Raw genomic sequence first — 15,961 nt, 5'->3', positions numbered from 1 at the left:
ACGGGAAATTGCCTGCGCCGAAACGCAAAGGCGCATCCCTGTGGATGCGCCCGAGGACTGCTTACTCGACCTTGGTCTGTTCGCGCAGTCGGATGTGCAGCTCGCGCAGGGCCTTGGCGTCGACCATGCCAGGGGCCTGGGTCATGACGCACGCGGCGCTCTGGGTTTTCGGGAAGGCGATCACTTCACGGATCGACTGGGCGCCGGTCATCAGCATGACCAGGCGATCCAGGCCGAAGGCCAGGCCACCGTGAGGCGGAGCACCGAACTTCAGGGCGTCGAGCAGGAAGCCGAACTTCTCTTCCTGTTCTGCCGCTTCGATGCCCAGCAGGCGGAACACGGCCTGTTGCATCTCCTTGCGGTGGATACGGATCGAACCGCCACCCAGCTCGGTACCGTTCAGGACCATGTCGTAGGCACGCGACAGGGCTGCGGCCGGGTTGGCCTCGAGCTCTTCCGGGGTGCACTTCGGCGCGGTGAACGGGTGGTGCAGCGCAGTGAAGCTGCCGTCTTCGTTCTCTTCGAACATCGGGAAGTCGACCACCCACATCGGCGCCCACTCGCAGGTCAGCAGCTCGAAGTCGTGGCCCAGGCGGATACGCAGCGCGCCCAGGGCTTCGCTGACCACCTTGAACTTGTCGGCACCGAAGAACACGATGTCGCCGTCAACGGCACCAACGCGGTCGAGGATGGTATTGAGGTTGGCCTCGGGGATGTTCTTGACGATCGGCGACTGCAGGCCTTCGACGCCCTTGGCGCGCTCGTTGACCTTGATGTAGGCCAGGCCCTTGGCACCGTAGATGCCGACGAACTTGGTGTACTCGTCGATCTTGCTGCGCGGCATGCTGGCACCGCCTGGCAGGCGCAGGGCGGTAACGCGGCACTTCGGATCGTTGGCCGGGCCGGCGAACACCTTGAAGTCCACGTCCTTCAGCTGGTCGGCGACGTCGACCAGTTCCAGCGGGATACGCAGGTCCGGCTTGTCGGAACCGTAGCGGCGCATGGCTTCTTCGAAGGTCATGTGCGGGAATTCGCCGAATTCCAGGTCCAGCACTTCCTTGAACAGCTTACGGATCATGCTTTCGGTCAGGCCCATGATCTCGCTTTCATCGAGGAAGCTGGTCTCGATGTCGATCTGGGTGAATTCCGGCTGGCGGTCGGCCCGCAGGTCTTCGTCACGGAAGCACTTGGCGATCTGGTAGTAGCGGTCGAAGCCGGCGACCATCAGCAGCTGCTTGAACAGCTGCGGCGACTGCGGCAGGGCGAAGAAGCTGCCGGCGTGGGTACGGCTTGGCACCAGGTAGTCACGCGCGCCTTCCGGGGTGGCCCGGGTCAGGATCGGCGTCTCGACATCGAGGAAGCCGTTTTCGTCGAGGAAGCGACGGATGCTGCTGGTGATGCGCGAACGCAGGCGCAGCTTGTCGGCCATTTCCGGGCGACGCAGGTCGATGAAGCGATAACGCAGGCGGGTTTCCTCGCCGACGTCGGAGTATTCGTTGAGCGGGAACGGCGGGGTTTCCGCTTCGTTGAGCACGTTCAGCTGGTAGCCGAGAATCTCGATGGCGCCGGACGCCATGTTGGCATTCACCGCACCCTCAGGGCGCTTGCGCACCTTGCCGGTGATCTGCACGACGTACTCGCTGCGCACGCGGTCGGCAGCGGCGAAGGTTTCGGCGCGATCCGGGTCGAACACGACCTGGGCCATGCCTTCGCGGTCACGGATGTCGAGGAAGATCACCCCGCCGTGGTCGCGGCGACGATGGACCCAGCCGCAAAGGGTGACTTCCTGGCCGTCCAGGCTCTCGTTCAGTTGGCCGCAATAATGGCTGCGCATCATGATGGTGGTTTCGCTTCTCGTGATTCGTGTATTCGGTGGAGGCCTTGGCCGCCCGGAGGGCTAATACTGCAAGACCCGGTCACAGCATTCAACTCAGTCGGCCTTGTCGCCGCCTGCCAGATTCTTTTTCGCCCCGGTCTTGAAGTCGGTTTCGTACCAACCATTACCGCTCAGGCGGAAGCCTGGCACCGACAGCAGCTTCTTCAGCGCCGGCGCCTGGCAGGCCGGGCAATCGGTCAGCGGCGCGGCGCTGATCTTCTGCAGCACTTCCATGCGGTGCTCGCAGGATGCACATTGATAGTCATAAAGGGGCATGGGTGTCTCTCGTCAACCATAACGCTGGCTGCCGGGGCAGCAAAAAGCGGGATTATATATGGTTAGCAAGCACTGCGCAGCCCGCCCGGCGATCAGCGCACGCTTGGCGGGTCCTGCAGCCAGGCGACGCAGATCACCCGGATCAACCCGCTGAAGTTGCGCACCCCACCCTGGCGCAGGTGCACTTCGCGGTCGACGTAGGACAGCACGGCGCTGACCGAACAGCGGTTGGCCGCGGCGATGCGTTCGAGGATACCCCAGTAGACGGCTTCCAGGCGCAGGCAAGTGGAAAAACCGTTGAGCCTTACCGAACGCGACACCGGCTGGGTCTGCTGCATGTCGAAATCCGCCTTGAACGGATCGATGCACTGTTTACCGGGCCAACGCCCCTGGCCAGCCACACGCTTGCTCGCTTGCATCATGCGCCACTCCTCCTCGTCACAGGTAGCAGGTGGCCTATGAAGCGCTGACGAGCGCGGTTAGAGCAGCGGCAAAATATTCCTGATCAGAATCCACGACGGATGTGCGCCAGGCAGGAGCGGCCTTGCGTCGCGATGGGCTGCGCAGCAGCCCCGGCGATTGGTGCACTCACGCTGAACCTTGGGGCTGCTGCGCAGCCCATCGCGACGCAAGGCCGCTCCTGCAGACAGACTGGCGATTACTGGCCGTCGAGCAGCACTCGCAGCATCCAGGCCGTCTTCTCATGCACCTGCATGCGCTGGGTCAGCAGGTCGGCGGTCGGCTCGTCACTGACCTTGTCCACCACCGGGAAGATGCTGCGCGCGGTACGCACCACAGCCTCCTGCCCCTGCACCAGCTGGCGGATCATCTCGTCTGCAGGTGGTACCCCTTCCTCCTCCTTGATCGAGGAGTGCCGCGCATAGAAGGCATAGGAACCCGGCGCCGGGAAGCCCAGGGCGCGAATGCGCTCGGCGATCGAGTCGACCGCCAGCGCCAGCTCGTTGTACTGCTCCTCGAACATCAGGTGCAGGGTGCGGAACGACGGGCCGGTGACGTTCCAATGGAAGTTATGGGTTTTCAGATACAGCACATAGGTATCCGACAACAGGCGGGACAGCCCATCGACGATGGACTTGCGATCTTCTTCACTGATACCGATATCGATTGCCATGAAGTTCCCCTTTCCATAAGGCTTGAGACTCAAGCGGGTGCCGACCACTTTAGCAACACTTGACGCAGGGTGCATGCGACATGGCGCAGCACAGCGCCTGGCAGCCTGTGGTTTGAGTAGCCTGCGGCTTTACTGTTAAATAGGCAGCGTGCCACCCGTGCGGACTGTCATTGCCGGGTGCATAGGCCGGCCTGTCACGTGTTCGCGCTCTACACCTCATGCGCACCGCGCCGCCGGCTCTTCCTGTGACCAGCCTTATCAACTGTGAGCCAACCCATGTTCAAGATCGTCCATCTGGTGACGGGCGTGGCAGCCTTGCTGCTATCGCTCATACCCAGCCTGAAAACCGATGCAACTCCCTTCCTGCAACAACCCGATGCGGTCTACCTGGCCCTGCTCGGCCTGCTCAACCTGATCCTGGCCCCGGTGCTGCCGCTGTACTACCGCGGCGCCCGCCAGCAGTTGCAGCACCTGGCTTGCGCGCTGCTGGTGGTGGCGGTGGTACTGCAGACCCTGACCCTGCTGGCCCGCCCGGAAATGGGCAACCTCGCCGCACTGGTCTGCGCCGCCCTGGCCGTGGCCGCGCACCTGGCCGCAGGCCTGGCCCGCAGCCCGCGCAAGGCACGCGCCAGCCAGCCCGCCACGCAGGACTCCGGCAACCGTGATACCGGTACCGTCAAGTGGTTCAACACGTCCAAAGGCTTCGGCTTCATTTCCCGCGATTCGGGCGATGATATCTTCGTGCACTTTCGCGCCATTCGCGGCGAAGGCCACCGCATCCTGGTCGAGGGCCAGCGCGTGGAGTTTTCGGTGATGCACCGCGACAAGGGCCTGCAGGCCGAAGACGTGGTCGCCGTGACCCGCCGCTGATCCTCTGCAATGGCTATCCCTGCAAGGCGGGCTCGCCGGCCTTGCAGGGTTGCTGCTCATCCAGCCGTATCGGCTTCAATAATGAGGCGGCGGCGCCTCTTCCCCTTCGTTGCCGTACTGGCCGACCATCTCTTCGTAACGCTTGATCAGCTCGGTCACCTGCAATTGCAGGCGCTCGATCACCCGCGCCTGCTCGACCACAACGTCATTCAGCGCCTGGATGGTGTCATCCTGGAACGCCTGGCGGGTTTCCAGCTCGACCACTCGCATTTCCAACGACATATCAGGCCTCTAGGTAACCTTCGAGTTTCAATTCACCCAGGCGCTGGCGTATGGCTTGCACCTGCTCGTCGCCATACGCCACCGCCGGGCACTTGCCCCACACCGGCGCAGGCCAGGCAGCGTCGTGGTGGTGACGCACGATTACGTGCACATGCAGCTGACTGACCACATTGCCAAGGGCGGCAACGTTCATCTTGTCGGCGTTGTAGCTGGCCTTCAGCGCCCCGGCCAGGCAGCTGGCCTCCTGCCACAACTGTTGCTGGTCCGCCGCATCCAGTTCGAACACCTCACTGATACCGGCGCGCCGGGGCACCAGGATGAACCAGGGGTAGTTGGCATCCTTGCTCAGCAGCAACTGACACAGCGGAAAATTTCCCAGCACCAGGCAATCCTGCTGCAAACGCGAATCGAGGACGAACACGGCATATCTCCTTGAGGCAGAACCCACCCGCTACACGCGGAATACAGGGCAGCAAGGATACCTTGCACGTTCCCGGTAACACAGCGCTACTTTTCGCACCAAAATGAGGCCTGCGACACCTCACTCAGCCCCCATAAATGACTCTGGTTGAACTAGTTGCGGTAACACATTGACTTTCATGACAGCTTTTTTATTTTTAATGATTCTCGACTGCAACAGCCTCACAACCCGCTTCGCCCCGTGTTTACGGCATCTTCCGACCCCCGGTAGCAGATTTTGTGAAAATTTCATGAAGTGTTGCGTATTTTGAGCACGCTTGTTGCATTCCCTTCACGCCAAGTCGGCACGACATCTGCTACGGCAGCTGTACGCGACAAATGACAACAGCGGCATTGGTTACCAGGGAGTTTGCCGCGCCTGCCTGCATGTACAAATGCAAGGCGGCGACGGAAACAACGCTGGCGTTGTACGACCCTTTACCGGGGCGTGATTTGCGACATGGAAACACCTGTAAGCGACATGGCAAAAAAGTTCCGTAAAGGATGCATATAGCCATATCGCCAACAACAGTCAGCGTGCTATACATTTTCGCCGACATAACAAGAAAGAGCTGCACCATATAACTAGAACAGATGGCCGCAGCGGTACTCTTCCTAAAAAACCAAAGGAGCAAATCACGATGCGCGTGATGAAGTGGAGCATGATCGCCCTGGCCGTTGCGGCAGGCACCTCGCAGTTGGCTTTGGCCTCGTCCCAGGACGAATCCAAAGGTTTCATCGAAGACAGCAAGCTGAGCGTCAAGACCCGCATGCTGTACTTCAGCCGTGATTTCCGTAACAACGATCGGGATCCAATCACTGGTGATCGCCAAAGCCGCCGCGAAGAAACCGGCCTGGGCTTCCTCGGCACCTTCGAGTCCGGCTTCACCCAAGGCACCGTGGGTGTGGGTGTCGACGCCATCGGCATGCTCGGCCTGAAGCTGGACAGCGGCAAGGGCCGCGCCGGTACCGGCCTGTTCCCGACCGGCTCCGACGGCCGTTCGGAAGACGAGTATTCCAAGGGTGGCGGCGCGGTCAAGTTCCGCGTCTCCGACACCGTGCTGAAAGTGGGTGACCAGTTCACCGCACTGCCGGTCTTCGCCACCGACGACAGCCGCCTGCTGCCAGAAATCGCCCAGGGCACCCTGATCACCAGCAACGAGATCAAGGGCCTGACCCTTCACGCTGGTCACTTCACCAGCCTGACCGCCCAGGAGCAGACCGACCGTGACAGCCTGCGCCTGAAGGAAGCCAACGTAGTCGGCGGTACCTACGCCATCACCGACACCCTCAGCACCAGCCTGTACTACTCGAAGGTCGAAGACTACTGGCGCAAGTACTACGCCAACGTCAACTGGGCACTGCCGATTTCCGACAAGCAAGGCCTGGTGTTCGACTTCAACATCTATGACACCAAGAGCGAAGGCTCGGCCGACTACCGCGCATTCGATGGCGACAAACTGGACAACCGCGCGTTCAGCCTGTCGGGCGCCTACAACATCGGCGCTCACACCTTCACCCTGGCCTACCAGAAAGTCAGCGGCGACGGCGACTATGGCTACGGCGTCGACGGTGGCGGCACCATCTTCCTGGCCAACTCCGTGGCCCGTTCCGACTTCAACGCCGAAGACGAGAAGTCCTGGCAGGCTCGCTACGACCTGAACTTTGCCGAGTACGGCATTCCGGGCCTGACCTTCATGACCCGTTACGTACGCGGTACCGACGCCAACGTCGCCGGCACCAGCAACGGCAAGGAATGGGAACGCGACGTCGACGTCAAGTACGTGCTGCAGGAAGGCCCGGCGAAAGACCTGAGCTTCCGCGTGCGCCAGGCTACCTACCGCTCTTCCGACGGCGTCTACTACGGTTCCTCGTCGATCGACGAACTGCGCCTGATCGTGGAATACCCGCTGAGCATCCTGTAAGCCTGGCTTGCAGTGCCCCGCACCTGAAAAAGCCCGGCGATCACGCCGGGCTTTTTCTTGGCTGACAAGCGTCACGCCCTGGGGCATCCTGTACGCCTTCGTTTCGCCCCCGTACAATGCGGGGTCATTTCAATGTCTTAGGCAATCGACACGGCTCACCATGCGCACCAGTCAATATTTGCTCGCCACCCAGAAAGAAACCCCTGCCGACGCAGTGGTCATCAGCCATCAGCTCATGCTGCGTGCCGGCATGATCCGCAAACTGGCCTCCGGCCTGTACACCTGGCTGCCGATGGGCTTGCGGGTGATGCGCAAGGTCGAGGCCGTGGTGCGTGAGGAAATGAACGCCGCCGGCGCCCTGGAAGTGCTGATGCCCAGCATCCAGCCCGCCGAACTGTGGCAGGAATCCGGCCGCTGGGAACAGTACGGCCCCGAGCTGCTGCGCCTGAAGGACCGCCACCAGCGCGACTTCTGCGTCGGCCCGACCCACGAAGAAGTCATCACCGACCTGGCCCGCAACGAGCTGTCCAGCTATAAACAGCTGCCGCTCAACATGTACCAGATCCAGACCAAGTTCCGTGACGAGATCCGCCCGCGTTTCGGCCTGATGCGCGGCCGCGAATTCATCATGAAGGACGCCTACTCGTTCCATGCCGACCAGGCTTCCTTGCAGGAAACCTACGACCGCATGCACCAGGCGTACACCAACATCTTCACCCGCCTGGGCCTGGACTTCCGCCCAGTGCAGGCCGACACCGGTTCCATCGGTGGCAGCTACTCGCACGAATTCCACGTGCTGGCCGAGTCTGGCGAAGACGACGTGATCTTCAGCGACAGCTCCGACTATGCCGCCAACATCGAGAAGGCCGAGGCCATCCCACGGGAAACCGTGCGCCCTGCGCCTACCGAGGAGCTGCGCCTGGTCGACACGCCGAACGCCAAGACCATCGCCCAGCTGGTGGAAAACTTCGGCCTGCCGATCGAAAAAACCGTCAAGACCCTGATCGTGCATGGCGCGGAACAGGGCAAGCTGGTTGCACTGATCGTGCGCGGCGACCACGAACTCAACGAAATCAAGGCAGCCAAGCTGGAACAGGTAGCCGACCCGCTGGTCATGGCCAGCGACGCCGAACTGCGCGAGGCCATCGGTGCCGGCGCTGGTTCGCTCGGCCCGTTGAACCTGCCGCTGGAAATCATCATCGACCGTTCGGTTGCCCTGATGAGCGACTTCGGCATCGGTGCCAACATCGACGACAAGCACTACTTCGGCGTGAACTGGGAACGCGACCTGCCGGTGCCACAGGTTGCCGACCTGCGTAACGTGGTCGAAGGCGACCCGAGCCCGGACGGCCAGGGCACCCTGGTGATCAAGCGCGGCATCGAAGTGGGCCACATCTTCCAGCTGGGCACCAAGTACAGCGAGGCACTGAAGTGCCAGGTACTGGGCGAAAACGGCAAGCCGGTCACCCTGGCCATGGGCTGCTACGGTATCGGCGTGTCCCGCGTGGTTGCCGCTGCCATCGAGCAGAACCACGACGACAAGGGCATCATCTGGAATGACGCCCTGGCCCCGTTCCAGATCGCCCTGGTACCGCTGCGCTACGAAACCGACGTGGTCCGCGAGGCGACCGACAAGCTGTATGCCGAGTTGACCGCCGCCGGTTACGAAGTGCTGCTGGACGACCGCGACAAGAAGACCAGCCCCGGCATCAAGTTTGCCGACATGGAGCTGATCGGCATCCCGCACCGCATCGTCGTCAGCGATCGCGGCCTGGCCGAAGGCAACCTGGAATACAAGCACCGCACCGAGCAGGACGCCCAGGCATTGCCGCTCGCCGAAGTGCTGACCTTTCTGCAGGCCCGCGTTCGCCGCTGATAACCAATGCACGAGTGATCATGTACAAGCGAAGTACCTTTACCCTGGGGGGCGCCGCACTGTGCGGCGCCCTGCTCGTCAGCGGTTGCGCCAACCAGATGTCCCAGCGCAGCGACCATGAGGAGCGCGTCGAGCGCAAACTGCTCGAGCACACCCTGCAGATCGATGTCGGCGAGCCGAAGGTGATGGAGCTTCCGCAACGCCGTGTGCGTGTGCATGAGCAGCAGCGCTTCGAAGTCACCGAGTTCGAAGTCACCCGCCGCTATGACCGCTATACGCCCTACCAGCCCTGGCGGGAGATCTACGAGATCCCGCTGGGGGCAGTGGCCGTGGTGGCGGGCGTCGGCGCCAACGTGGTCAACGTCTTCGCCCTGGGCAATCTGCCGGACAGCATCACCCACGACTGGCTCAGCTATGGTGTGGACGGGCTCAACCCGTTCATGAACGTGCCGTCCAACGGCCGTGCCCAGCAGAACCTGGCCGGGATCAGCGAAGTGCAGAAGGGCAAGCGCGAGGAATCCACCAGCGTGCCGTGGAGCGAACGCCTGGTCGAAGTCAAGGCCGGCAGGATGACCCACGAGCTGACCACCGACAGGAATGGCGTGCTGCGCCTGAACCTGCTCGACAGCCCGTTCTCCGAGCAGAACCTCAACCACATCGGCACCCTGCACCTGCAGGTGGTCGACGAGGACAACGCGGTACGTGGCGATGCCAGCCTGCTGGTCAGCGCCACCCTGCGCAACAAGTTGCTCGAGGCCCACGAATTGATCTTCGATGACCTTGAGGATGACGACGTCGGCCAATGGGTACACCGGGTCAAGCGCCTGTCCGAACTGGGCCTGGAAGAAGAAGCCAGTGAAATGGAGCAGAGCCTGATCGAGCTGACCCGCAACGATCCGGAGCTGCAGCAGGAGTTTCTGCAGTCGCTGACCAAGGCCACTGGCCGCCTGGTCGCTGACCCTGGGGCGCAATAACCGGCATTACGCATTCCCTTGTAGGAGCGGCCTTGTGTCGCGATGGGCTGCGAAGCAGCCCCGGCAATTCATGCATCAAGGCTGAAATCATGGGGCTGCTTCGCAGCCCATCGCGACACAAGGCCGCTCCTACAGGGGCCGCGTTAAATTGGCGGGCCATTTATCGAGGCGGGAACAGCTCCAGCTGCTCATGCGCCCCGCGCAAATCGCGCAACCTCACCCCCACCCCCAGCAGGCGTACCGGCTTGCCCCCACGGGCAAACGCCTGCCCCAGCAATTGCCGATAACTCTCCAGGTCCCGGCCTGCCCCGGCCTGCTCCAGGGTGGTCTGGCTGAAGTCATGGAACTTGACCTTGACGAAGGGTTTTTCCGGCCGGTAACTGCTGTCCATGCGGGCGATGCGCTCGTCCAGGCTGGCCAGCAGTTCGGGCAACCGAGCCAGGCAACTGGCCAAATCCGGCAGGTCGGTGTCGTAGGTGTTTTCCACGCTGACCGACTGGCGGCGGCTGTCATTGTGCACTGCACGCTCATCGATACCGCGCGCCAGCCCCCACAAACGCTCGCCAAAACTGCCGAACTCACGCACCAACGCCAGCCGCGACCATTCGCGCAGCTCCAGGCAGGTGTCGATCCCCAGCCGCGCCAGCTTGTCTGCCGTCACCTTGCCCACCCCGTGCAACCTGGCCACCGGCAAGGCCGCGACGAATGCTTCCACTTCGCCCGGGGTAATCACGAACAGCCCGTTGGGCTTGCGCCAGTCACTGGCGATCTTGGCCAGGAACTTGTTCGGCGCCACGCCAGCCGAGACAGTGATATGCAGGGTGCGGGCGACGCGGCGACGAATATCCTCGGCGATGCGCGTGGCACTGCCCGAATACCACTGGCTGTCCGTCACATCCAGGTATGCCTCGTCCAGCGACAACGGTTCGATCAGCTCGGTGTAGTCACGGAAGATCGTGTGGATTTCCCGCGACGCCTCACGGTAGGCCTCGAAGCGCGGCTTGACGATCAACAGGTCGGGGCACAGCTTCAGGGCATGCCGTGAGGACATGGCCGAACGCACACCATAGGCGCGCGCCTCATAGTTGCAAGTGGCAATCACCCCACGGTGATCCGGGGAGCCCCCTACGGCCATGGGCCGTCCGGCCAGGCGCGGGTCGTCACGCATTTCGATGGCGGCATAGAAGCAATCGCAGTCGACATGGATGATCTTGCGCAAGGACATGGATGACCGTCAGCACTGTAAATTCATACAGATAGTATCGCATGCGTACTGTTATGAAACAGCTCACCCGCGTCGGCACGCGATAATCGGCCTGAAAGCCCCGTCGTGCCTGAGCTGCACGCGACTGAAGACGCTAAGGGATTGAACAAAAAAGGTTTTTCCGCAACATTTGCTTGACAATGGAACGCAAATCCGTAGAATTCGATCTCACAGGCGCGGGATGGAGCAGCCTGGTAGCTCGTCGGGCTCATAACCCGAAGGTCGTCGGTTCAAATCCGGCTCCCGCAACCAGATTCGAGAAAAGGCCACTGTTAACGCAGTGGCCTTTTTCTTTGTGCGCAGAAAACCTCTGCCAGCAAAAATGCTCGAGAAATCAAACGTTAGCGCTTGACACCCCCGCCACACACTGTAGAATCCGCCCCACTGACGCGGGATGGAGCAGCCTGGTAGCTCGTCGGGCTCATAACCCGAAGGTCGTCGGTTCAAATCCGGCTCCCGCAACCAGATTCAAGAAAAGGCCACTGTAGACACAGTGGCCTTTTTCTTTGCCCGTGAAAATGTGCATCGCTAGCCTGAAACGCAAAAACCTTGACAGCGACCGCTCAAGCTGTAGAATGCGCCCCTCTGACGCGGGATGGAGCAGCCTGGTAGCTCGTCGGGCTCATAACCCGAAGGTCGTCGGTTCAAATCCGGCTCCCGCAACCATATTCGTCAGAACAAACCCCGCCTGTGTAACAGCAGCGCGGGGTTTGTTGCTTTTCCCTCCCCTGCTTTTCGTCGCTGCCGTTTTCCCCGCCTTGCCGCCAACCCGCAAGCTTGAGAGTTCGCACCGAGGATGAACTATCTTTAACCCTGCCAGCCCGCTGAAAATGCCGGAGGCCGGAGTAACATTGGATACGTTTTTCTAAGGGACTATCACTTGGCCATCTCTTCCGTTCTCCTCGCGCTGCCAGCCCGGGGCAATCCATGACTTCGCACAATCCCGAAACGCCGGCACCGCTCGCCTCGGCACTGCCCGGTGCCGCGCAGCGCCTGCCCTTGCTCGAACGCCTGAGCCGCTATCGCCAGCCGATTAGCCTGATGGTGACCCTGGTATTGTTCGCCATGGCCTTGATCGCCTGCCGCCACCTGCTGAGCGAGCTGGACATCTATGCCCTGCACGATGCCATGCTCAGCGTGCCAGCCCAGGCATTGCTGGGTGCGTTGCTGGCTACCGTGCTCGGCTTCGTCATCCTGCTGGGTTACGAATGGTCGGCCAGCCGCTATGCCGGCGTGCATTTGCCGGCGCGCAGCCTGGTGCTGGGCGGCTTCAGTGCCTTTGCCATCGGCAACGCCATCGGCCTGTCGATGCTTTCCGGTGGTTCGGTGCGCTACCGCCTGTATGCACGGCAAGGGGTGGGCGCAGGCGAAGTGGCACGGATGACCGTCTTCGCCAGCCTGTCACTGGGCTGCGCGCTGCCACCGCTGGCGGCCCTGGCGACCTTGACCGACCTGCCGGCAGCCTCGGCCGCCCTGGGCTTGCCAGCTGGCTTGCTGGCAGCTGTTGCCGCCGCCGTGCTGCTGCTGTGCGGGGTAATGGTGGTCGGCTTGTACCGCCGACGCCTGGCCGAGCAGCCCTTGGCCGACAACCTGCTGGTACAGCTGGGCCGCCGCACGCTGCGCCTGCCCGGCGCGCGCCTGGCCGCCATGCAACTGCTGATCACTGCGCTGGATGTCGCCGCGGCTGCTACCGTGCTGTATCTGCTGCTACCCGAAGCCCCGCCGTTCGGCGCCTTTGTCCTGGTGTACCTGCTGGCCCTGGCCGCAGGCGTGCTCAGCCACGTACCGGGCGGCGTCGGGGTATTCGAAGCGATCCTGCTGGCAGCCTTTGCCGACCAGCTCGGCGCGGCCCCGCTGGCGGCGGCCTTGCTGCTGTATCGGCTGATCTACGTCGTGCTGCCCCTGCTGCTGGCCTGCGTGTTGCTGCTGGCCAACGAAGCCCGGCGCCTGCTGTTCGCGCAGCAGGCGATCAAGGCGGCTTCCGGGCTGGCGGCGCCAGTTCTGTCGATCCTGGTATTCCTCTCCGGTGTGGTGCTGCTGTTTTCCGGGGCCACGCCCGAGATCGACACGCGCCTGGAGCACATGGGTTTCCTGGTGCCGCACCGCCTGATCGATGCCTCGCACTTCGGCGCCAGCCTGATCGGCGTGCTGTGCCTGCTGCTGGCCCAAGGCCTGCGTCGACGCCTGTCCGCCGCCTGGCTGCTGACCACGGTACTGTTGCTGGTCGGCGCGCTGCTGTCGCTGCTCAAGGGGTTCGACTGGGAAGAAGCCAGCCTGCTGACCTTCACCGCCGCCCTGCTCGCCCTGTTCCGCCGTTCTTTCTATCGCCCCAGCCGCTTGCTGGAACTGCCGTTCTCGCCAGTGTTCCTGGTGGCCAGCGCCTGCGTGGTCGGGGCATCGGTATGGCTGTTGCTGTTCGCCTACCAGGATGTGCCCTACAGCCATCAGCTGTGGTGGCAGTTCACCCTTGATGCCGACGCGCCACGTGGCCTGCGCGCCGCCATGGGTAGCGCACTGCTGCTGGCGGCCGTGGCCCTGACCTGGTTGCTGCGCACCGCACCGCCGGTGATCCACCTGCCCGATGAACAGGAACTGCAGCGCGCCAACCGCATTCTGCTGGCCTCTGACCAGCCCGATGGCGGCCTGGCCCTGACCGGCGACAAGGCGCTGCTGTTCCACCCGGGCGACAACGCCTTCCTCATGTACGCGCGCCGTGGCCGCAGCCTGGTGGCCCTGTATGACCCGATCGGCCCGGCCCAGGAACGCGCCGAGATGATCTGGCAATTCCGTGACCTGTGCGACCTGCACCACGCCCGGCCGGTGTTCTATCAGGTGCGCGCCGAGAACCTGCCGTTCTACATGGACATCGGCCTGACCGCGCTGAAGCTGGGCGAAGAAGCCCGGGTCGACCTGCGCCGTTTCGACCTGGAAGCCAAGGGCAAGGAGATGAAGGACCTGCGCTACACCTGGAACCGCGGCAGCCGTGACGGTTTGAGCCTGGAAATCCACGAACCCGGCCACGCCCCGCTGGCAGAGCTGAAGGAAATTTCCGATGCCTGGCTCGACGGCAAGAACGTCCGCGAGAAAGGCTTCTCGCTGGGGCGTTTCAGCCCTGAGTACCTGCAGCACTTCCGCATTGCCCTGATCCGCTTCCAGGGCCGCCCGGTGGCCTTTGCCAACCTGCTGGAAACCCACGGCAAGGAGCTGGCCAGCCTCGACCTGATGCGCGCACACCCCGAGGCGCCGAAGCTGACCATGGAATTCATGATGATCGGCCTGATCCTGCACTACAAAAGCCATGACTACGCCCGCTTCAGCCTCGGCATGGTACCGCTTTCCGGCCTGCAGCCGCGGCGTGGCGCGCCGCTGACCCAGCGCCTGGGTTCGATGGTGTTCCGCCGCGGCGAGCAGCTGTATAACTTCCAGGGGCTCCGTCGCTTCAAGGACAAATTCCAACCGGACTGGGAACCCCGCTATATGGCCGTGCCGGCCGGGCTTGACCCGCTGGTGGCACTGGCCGACACCGCCGCCCTGATCGCAGGCGGCTTGACTGGATTGGTGAAACGTTGATGACCCGTCGCTTTTGGCTGTACTTGCTGATTCCCCTGCTGCTGGCCGCCCTGGGGGGTGCGCTGGCGTTCTGGCTGTGGACGCGCCCGGCCCCCGAGGCGCGCCTGGAGCAACTGAGCATCAATGACACGCCGATTACCCGTGTGACGCCAGGCGTGCACCCCAAGGCCCGGGTGGCCATCGGTGTGCCGCAGGACCAGGCACTGACCGACAAGCAGCTGCTGGACTTGGCCAAGGCCGGCGAAGCGCAACTGGTGCAGGTGATCCTGCCGCCCAATGACTGCAGCAAGCAGCAGCAAGCCATGGACCAGGCCCTGGCCCAGTTGCCGCAGAAGCCGACCCTGGTTGCCGGTATCGGCCCTGGCGCGGCCCAGGCCTGGCGCTGGCTGGCCAGCCAGAACGACGACAAGGCGCGGGCGATTTCCGTGGACTTCAACCTGGAACAACCCGGCTGCCAGGCGCCCCTGCCGAAATCGGCCGCCCACGGCCACTGGAATGTCGCCTGGAACGACAACCCGGATGACGCCAGCGCCGCTTTCGTGCGTGACCAGGCCAATGCTGAAACCAGCATCAGCGACTACGACATCCACCTGCCCCAGGTGCTCAAGGCGCAACTGACCCAGGCCCTGGTCGGCCACGACGGTAACGCCTTGGCCATCCCGGTGGTCGAGGTACCTGCCGGACAGACCACCGACACGGTCACCCTGTTCCTCTCGGGTGATGGCGGCTGGCGTGACCTGGACCGTGACGTGGCCGGGGAAATGGCCAAGCTGGGCTACCCGGTGGTAGGCATCGACACGCTGCGCTACTACTGGCAGCACAAGACCCCGGAACAAAGCGCCGCCGACCTGTCCGAGCTGATGCAGCATTACCGGCAGAAATGGGGCACCAAGCGCTTCGTGCTGACCGGCTATTCGTTCGGTGCCGACGTGCTGCCGGCGATCTACAACCGCCTGCCGGTCGAGGACCAGCAGCGTATCGACGCGGTGATGCTGTTGGCCTTTGCCCGCAGTGGCAGCTTCGAGATCGAAGTTGAAGGCTGGCTCGGCAAGGAAGGCCAGGAAGCCCCGACCGGGCCGGAAATGGCCAGGCTGCCGGCGTCCAAGGTGGTGTGCGTGTACGGCGTCGAGGAAACCGACGAGAGCGGCTGCACCGACAAGACCGCGGTAGGCGAGCGTCTGAAGCTGCCGGGTGGGCACCACTTCGACGAGAACTACCCGGCACTGGCCAAGCGCCTGATCGGCGAGATCGAGACGCGTCAGGGCAAGTCGAACGTGGCTGCACAGAACTGATAGCCCCTGAGGCCCATTCGCGGGCACGCCCGCTCCCACAGGTACTGAAGCCGCGATCACTGGCGTAGCCGGTGCCAGCCATCGCGCCGCCTGCTTCGCGGATAAATCCGCTCCTACAGTTTGAACGCCGTACCCGTAGGAGCGGCTTCAGCCGCGATCACCGGC

13 protein-coding genes and 3 tRNA genes are annotated in these 15,961 nt (G+C 63.0%); 9 read left to right on the top strand and 7 right to left on the bottom strand.

Annotation, left to right across the window (positions count from 1 at the left end):
• Window positions 1-61: 61 nt before the first annotated feature.
• The 4 genes from aspS to JKP78_RS20220 all read right to left on the bottom strand — a co-directional run bounded on the left by aspS (window position 62) and on the right by JKP78_RS20220 (window position 3,284).
• The gene (gene aspS, locus JKP78_RS20235) at window positions 62-1,837 is read right to left on the bottom strand and encodes an aspartate--tRNA ligase (RefSeq protein ID WP_015271474.1); all 1,776 of its coding nucleotides are present in this window, start codon (window positions 1,835-1,837) and stop codon (window positions 62-64) included.
• Window positions 1,838-1,930: 93 nt separating this feature from the next.
• A complete protein-coding gene (locus JKP78_RS20230) occupies window positions 1,931-2,152 on the bottom strand; it encodes an FmdB family zinc ribbon protein (RefSeq protein ID WP_003254776.1) in 222 nt (73 codons plus the stop codon).
• Window positions 2,153-2,244: 92 nt separating this feature from the next.
• Window positions 2,245-2,574 (bottom strand): ribbon-helix-helix domain-containing protein, encoded by a 330-nt coding sequence (locus JKP78_RS20225; protein ID WP_170031570.1) that lies wholly within the window; start codon window positions 2,572-2,574, stop codon window positions 2,245-2,247.
• A gap of 236 nt (window positions 2,575-2,810) precedes the next feature.
• Window positions 2,811-3,284, bottom strand: coding sequence for a Dps family protein (locus JKP78_RS20220; protein WP_170031573.1), 474 nt, complete (start codon window positions 3,282-3,284; stop codon window positions 2,811-2,813).
• A 276-nt stretch (window positions 3,285-3,560) separates the two neighbouring features.
• Between JKP78_RS20220 and JKP78_RS25300 the strand changes: the two genes are divergently transcribed.
• A complete protein-coding gene (locus JKP78_RS25300) occupies window positions 3,561-4,154 on the top strand; it encodes a cold-shock protein (protein WP_170031576.1) in 594 nt (197 codons plus the stop codon).
• A 75-nt stretch (window positions 4,155-4,229) separates the two neighbouring features.
• Here JKP78_RS25300 and JKP78_RS20210 read toward each other — a convergent pair whose 3' ends face one another.
• Both JKP78_RS20210 and JKP78_RS20205 read right to left on the bottom strand, forming a co-directional pair.
• Window positions 4,230-4,436 carry a SlyX family protein gene (locus JKP78_RS20210; RefSeq protein WP_200627405.1) on the bottom strand — a complete coding sequence of 69 codons (207 nt, stop codon included), beginning with the start codon at window positions 4,434-4,436 and terminating at the stop codon, window positions 4,230-4,232.
• Window position 4,437: 1 nt separating this feature from the next.
• Window positions 4,438-4,857, bottom strand: a complete 420-nt coding sequence (locus tag JKP78_RS20205; RefSeq protein WP_200627403.1) for an HIT domain-containing protein — start codon at window positions 4,855-4,857, stop codon at window positions 4,438-4,440.
• Between the two features lie 679 nt (window positions 4,858-5,536).
• Between JKP78_RS20205 and JKP78_RS20200 the strand changes: the two genes are divergently transcribed.
• The 3 genes from JKP78_RS20200 to JKP78_RS20190 all read left to right on the top strand — a co-directional run bounded on the left by JKP78_RS20200 (window position 5,537) and on the right by JKP78_RS20190 (window position 9,670).
• Window positions 5,537-6,820, top strand: a complete 1,284-nt coding sequence (locus JKP78_RS20200) for an OprD family porin (protein WP_170031585.1) — start codon at window positions 5,537-5,539, stop codon at window positions 6,818-6,820.
• Between the two features lie 160 nt (window positions 6,821-6,980).
• The gene (locus tag JKP78_RS20195) at window positions 6,981-8,696 is read left to right on the top strand and encodes a proline--tRNA ligase (RefSeq protein WP_170031588.1); all 1,716 of its coding nucleotides are present in this window, start codon (window positions 6,981-6,983) and stop codon (window positions 8,694-8,696) included.
• A gap of 20 nt (window positions 8,697-8,716) precedes the next feature.
• Entirely contained in the window at window positions 8,717-9,670 is a 954-nt protein-coding gene (locus tag JKP78_RS20190) for a hypothetical protein (protein WP_170031591.1), read from the top strand.
• Window positions 9,671-9,830: 160 nt separating this feature from the next.
• On the opposite strand, the gene dinB is transcribed toward JKP78_RS20190, so the two are convergent.
• On the bottom strand, window positions 9,831-10,889 hold the full coding sequence (gene dinB, locus JKP78_RS20185; protein WP_170034257.1) for a DNA polymerase IV: 1,059 nt from the start codon (window positions 10,887-10,889) through the stop codon (window positions 9,831-9,833).
• 220 nt (window positions 10,890-11,109) lie between these two features.
• On the opposite strand from dinB, the gene JKP78_RS20180 reads away from it, so the two are divergent.
• The 5 genes from JKP78_RS20180 (at window position 11,110) to JKP78_RS20160 (ending at window position 15,796) form a co-directional block, all read left to right on the top strand.
• Window positions 11,110-11,186 (top strand) — tRNA-Met (locus tag JKP78_RS20180).
• 136 nt (window positions 11,187-11,322) lie between these two features.
• Window positions 11,323-11,399: transfer RNA gene (locus JKP78_RS20175), tRNA-Met, on the top strand.
• Window positions 11,400-11,523: 124 nt separating this feature from the next.
• Window positions 11,524-11,600: transfer RNA gene (locus JKP78_RS20170), tRNA-Met, on the top strand.
• Between the two features lie 261 nt (window positions 11,601-11,861).
• On the top strand, window positions 11,862-14,504 hold the full coding sequence (gene mprF, locus JKP78_RS20165) for a bifunctional lysylphosphatidylglycerol flippase/synthetase MprF (protein WP_200627401.1): 2,643 nt from the start codon (window positions 11,862-11,864) through the stop codon (window positions 14,502-14,504).
• Entirely contained in the window at window positions 14,504-15,796 is a 1,293-nt protein-coding gene (locus tag JKP78_RS20160; protein ID WP_170031597.1) for a virulence factor family protein, read from the top strand. Before mprF ends, JKP78_RS20160 begins: the two co-directional genes overlap by 1 nt.
• Window positions 15,797-15,961: the final 165 nt, after the last annotated feature.

This window comes from Pseudomonas sp. LAM2023 (genome assembly GCF_016620375.1).
Taxonomy (GTDB): Bacteria; Pseudomonadota; Gammaproteobacteria; order Pseudomonadales; family Pseudomonadaceae; genus Aquipseudomonas; species Aquipseudomonas anuradhapurensis.
Note: the sequence above shows the minus strand (reverse complement) of the source record. Positions and strands in the feature narration are given on the sequence as shown.

What these genes read in the sequence shown, in the direction of transcription:
- JKP78_RS20160 (WP_170031597.1), top strand. Translation starts at nt 14,504, where the DNA reads ATGACCCGTCGCTTTTGGCTGTACTTGCTGATTCCCCTGCTGCTGGCC.
- JKP78_RS20200 (WP_170031585.1), top strand. Translation starts at nt 5,537, where the DNA reads ATGCGCGTGATGAAGTGGAGCATGATCGCCCTGGCCGTTGCGGCAGGC.
- aspS (WP_015271474.1), bottom strand. Translation starts at nt 1,837, where the DNA reads ATGATGCGCAGCCATTATTGCGGCCAACTGAACGAGAGCCTGGACGGC.
- JKP78_RS20220 (WP_170031573.1), bottom strand. Translation starts at nt 3,284, where the DNA reads ATGGCAATCGATATCGGTATCAGTGAAGAAGATCGCAAGTCCATCGTC.
- mprF (WP_200627401.1), top strand. Translation starts at nt 11,862, where the DNA reads ATGACTTCGCACAATCCCGAAACGCCGGCACCGCTCGCCTCGGCACTG.
- JKP78_RS20195 (WP_170031588.1), top strand. Translation starts at nt 6,981, where the DNA reads ATGCGCACCAGTCAATATTTGCTCGCCACCCAGAAAGAAACCCCTGCC.
- JKP78_RS20210 (WP_200627405.1), bottom strand. Translation starts at nt 4,436, where the DNA reads ATGTCGTTGGAAATGCGAGTGGTCGAGCTGGAAACCCGCCAGGCGTTC.
- JKP78_RS25300 (WP_170031576.1), top strand. Translation starts at nt 3,561, where the DNA reads ATGTTCAAGATCGTCCATCTGGTGACGGGCGTGGCAGCCTTGCTGCTA.
- JKP78_RS20225 (WP_170031570.1), bottom strand. Translation starts at nt 2,574, where the DNA reads ATGATGCAAGCGAGCAAGCGTGTGGCTGGCCAGGGGCGTTGGCCCGGT.
- JKP78_RS20230 (WP_003254776.1), bottom strand. Translation starts at nt 2,152, where the DNA reads ATGCCCCTTTATGACTATCAATGTGCATCCTGCGAGCACCGCATGGAA.
- JKP78_RS20190 (WP_170031591.1), top strand. Translation starts at nt 8,717, where the DNA reads ATGTACAAGCGAAGTACCTTTACCCTGGGGGGCGCCGCACTGTGCGGC.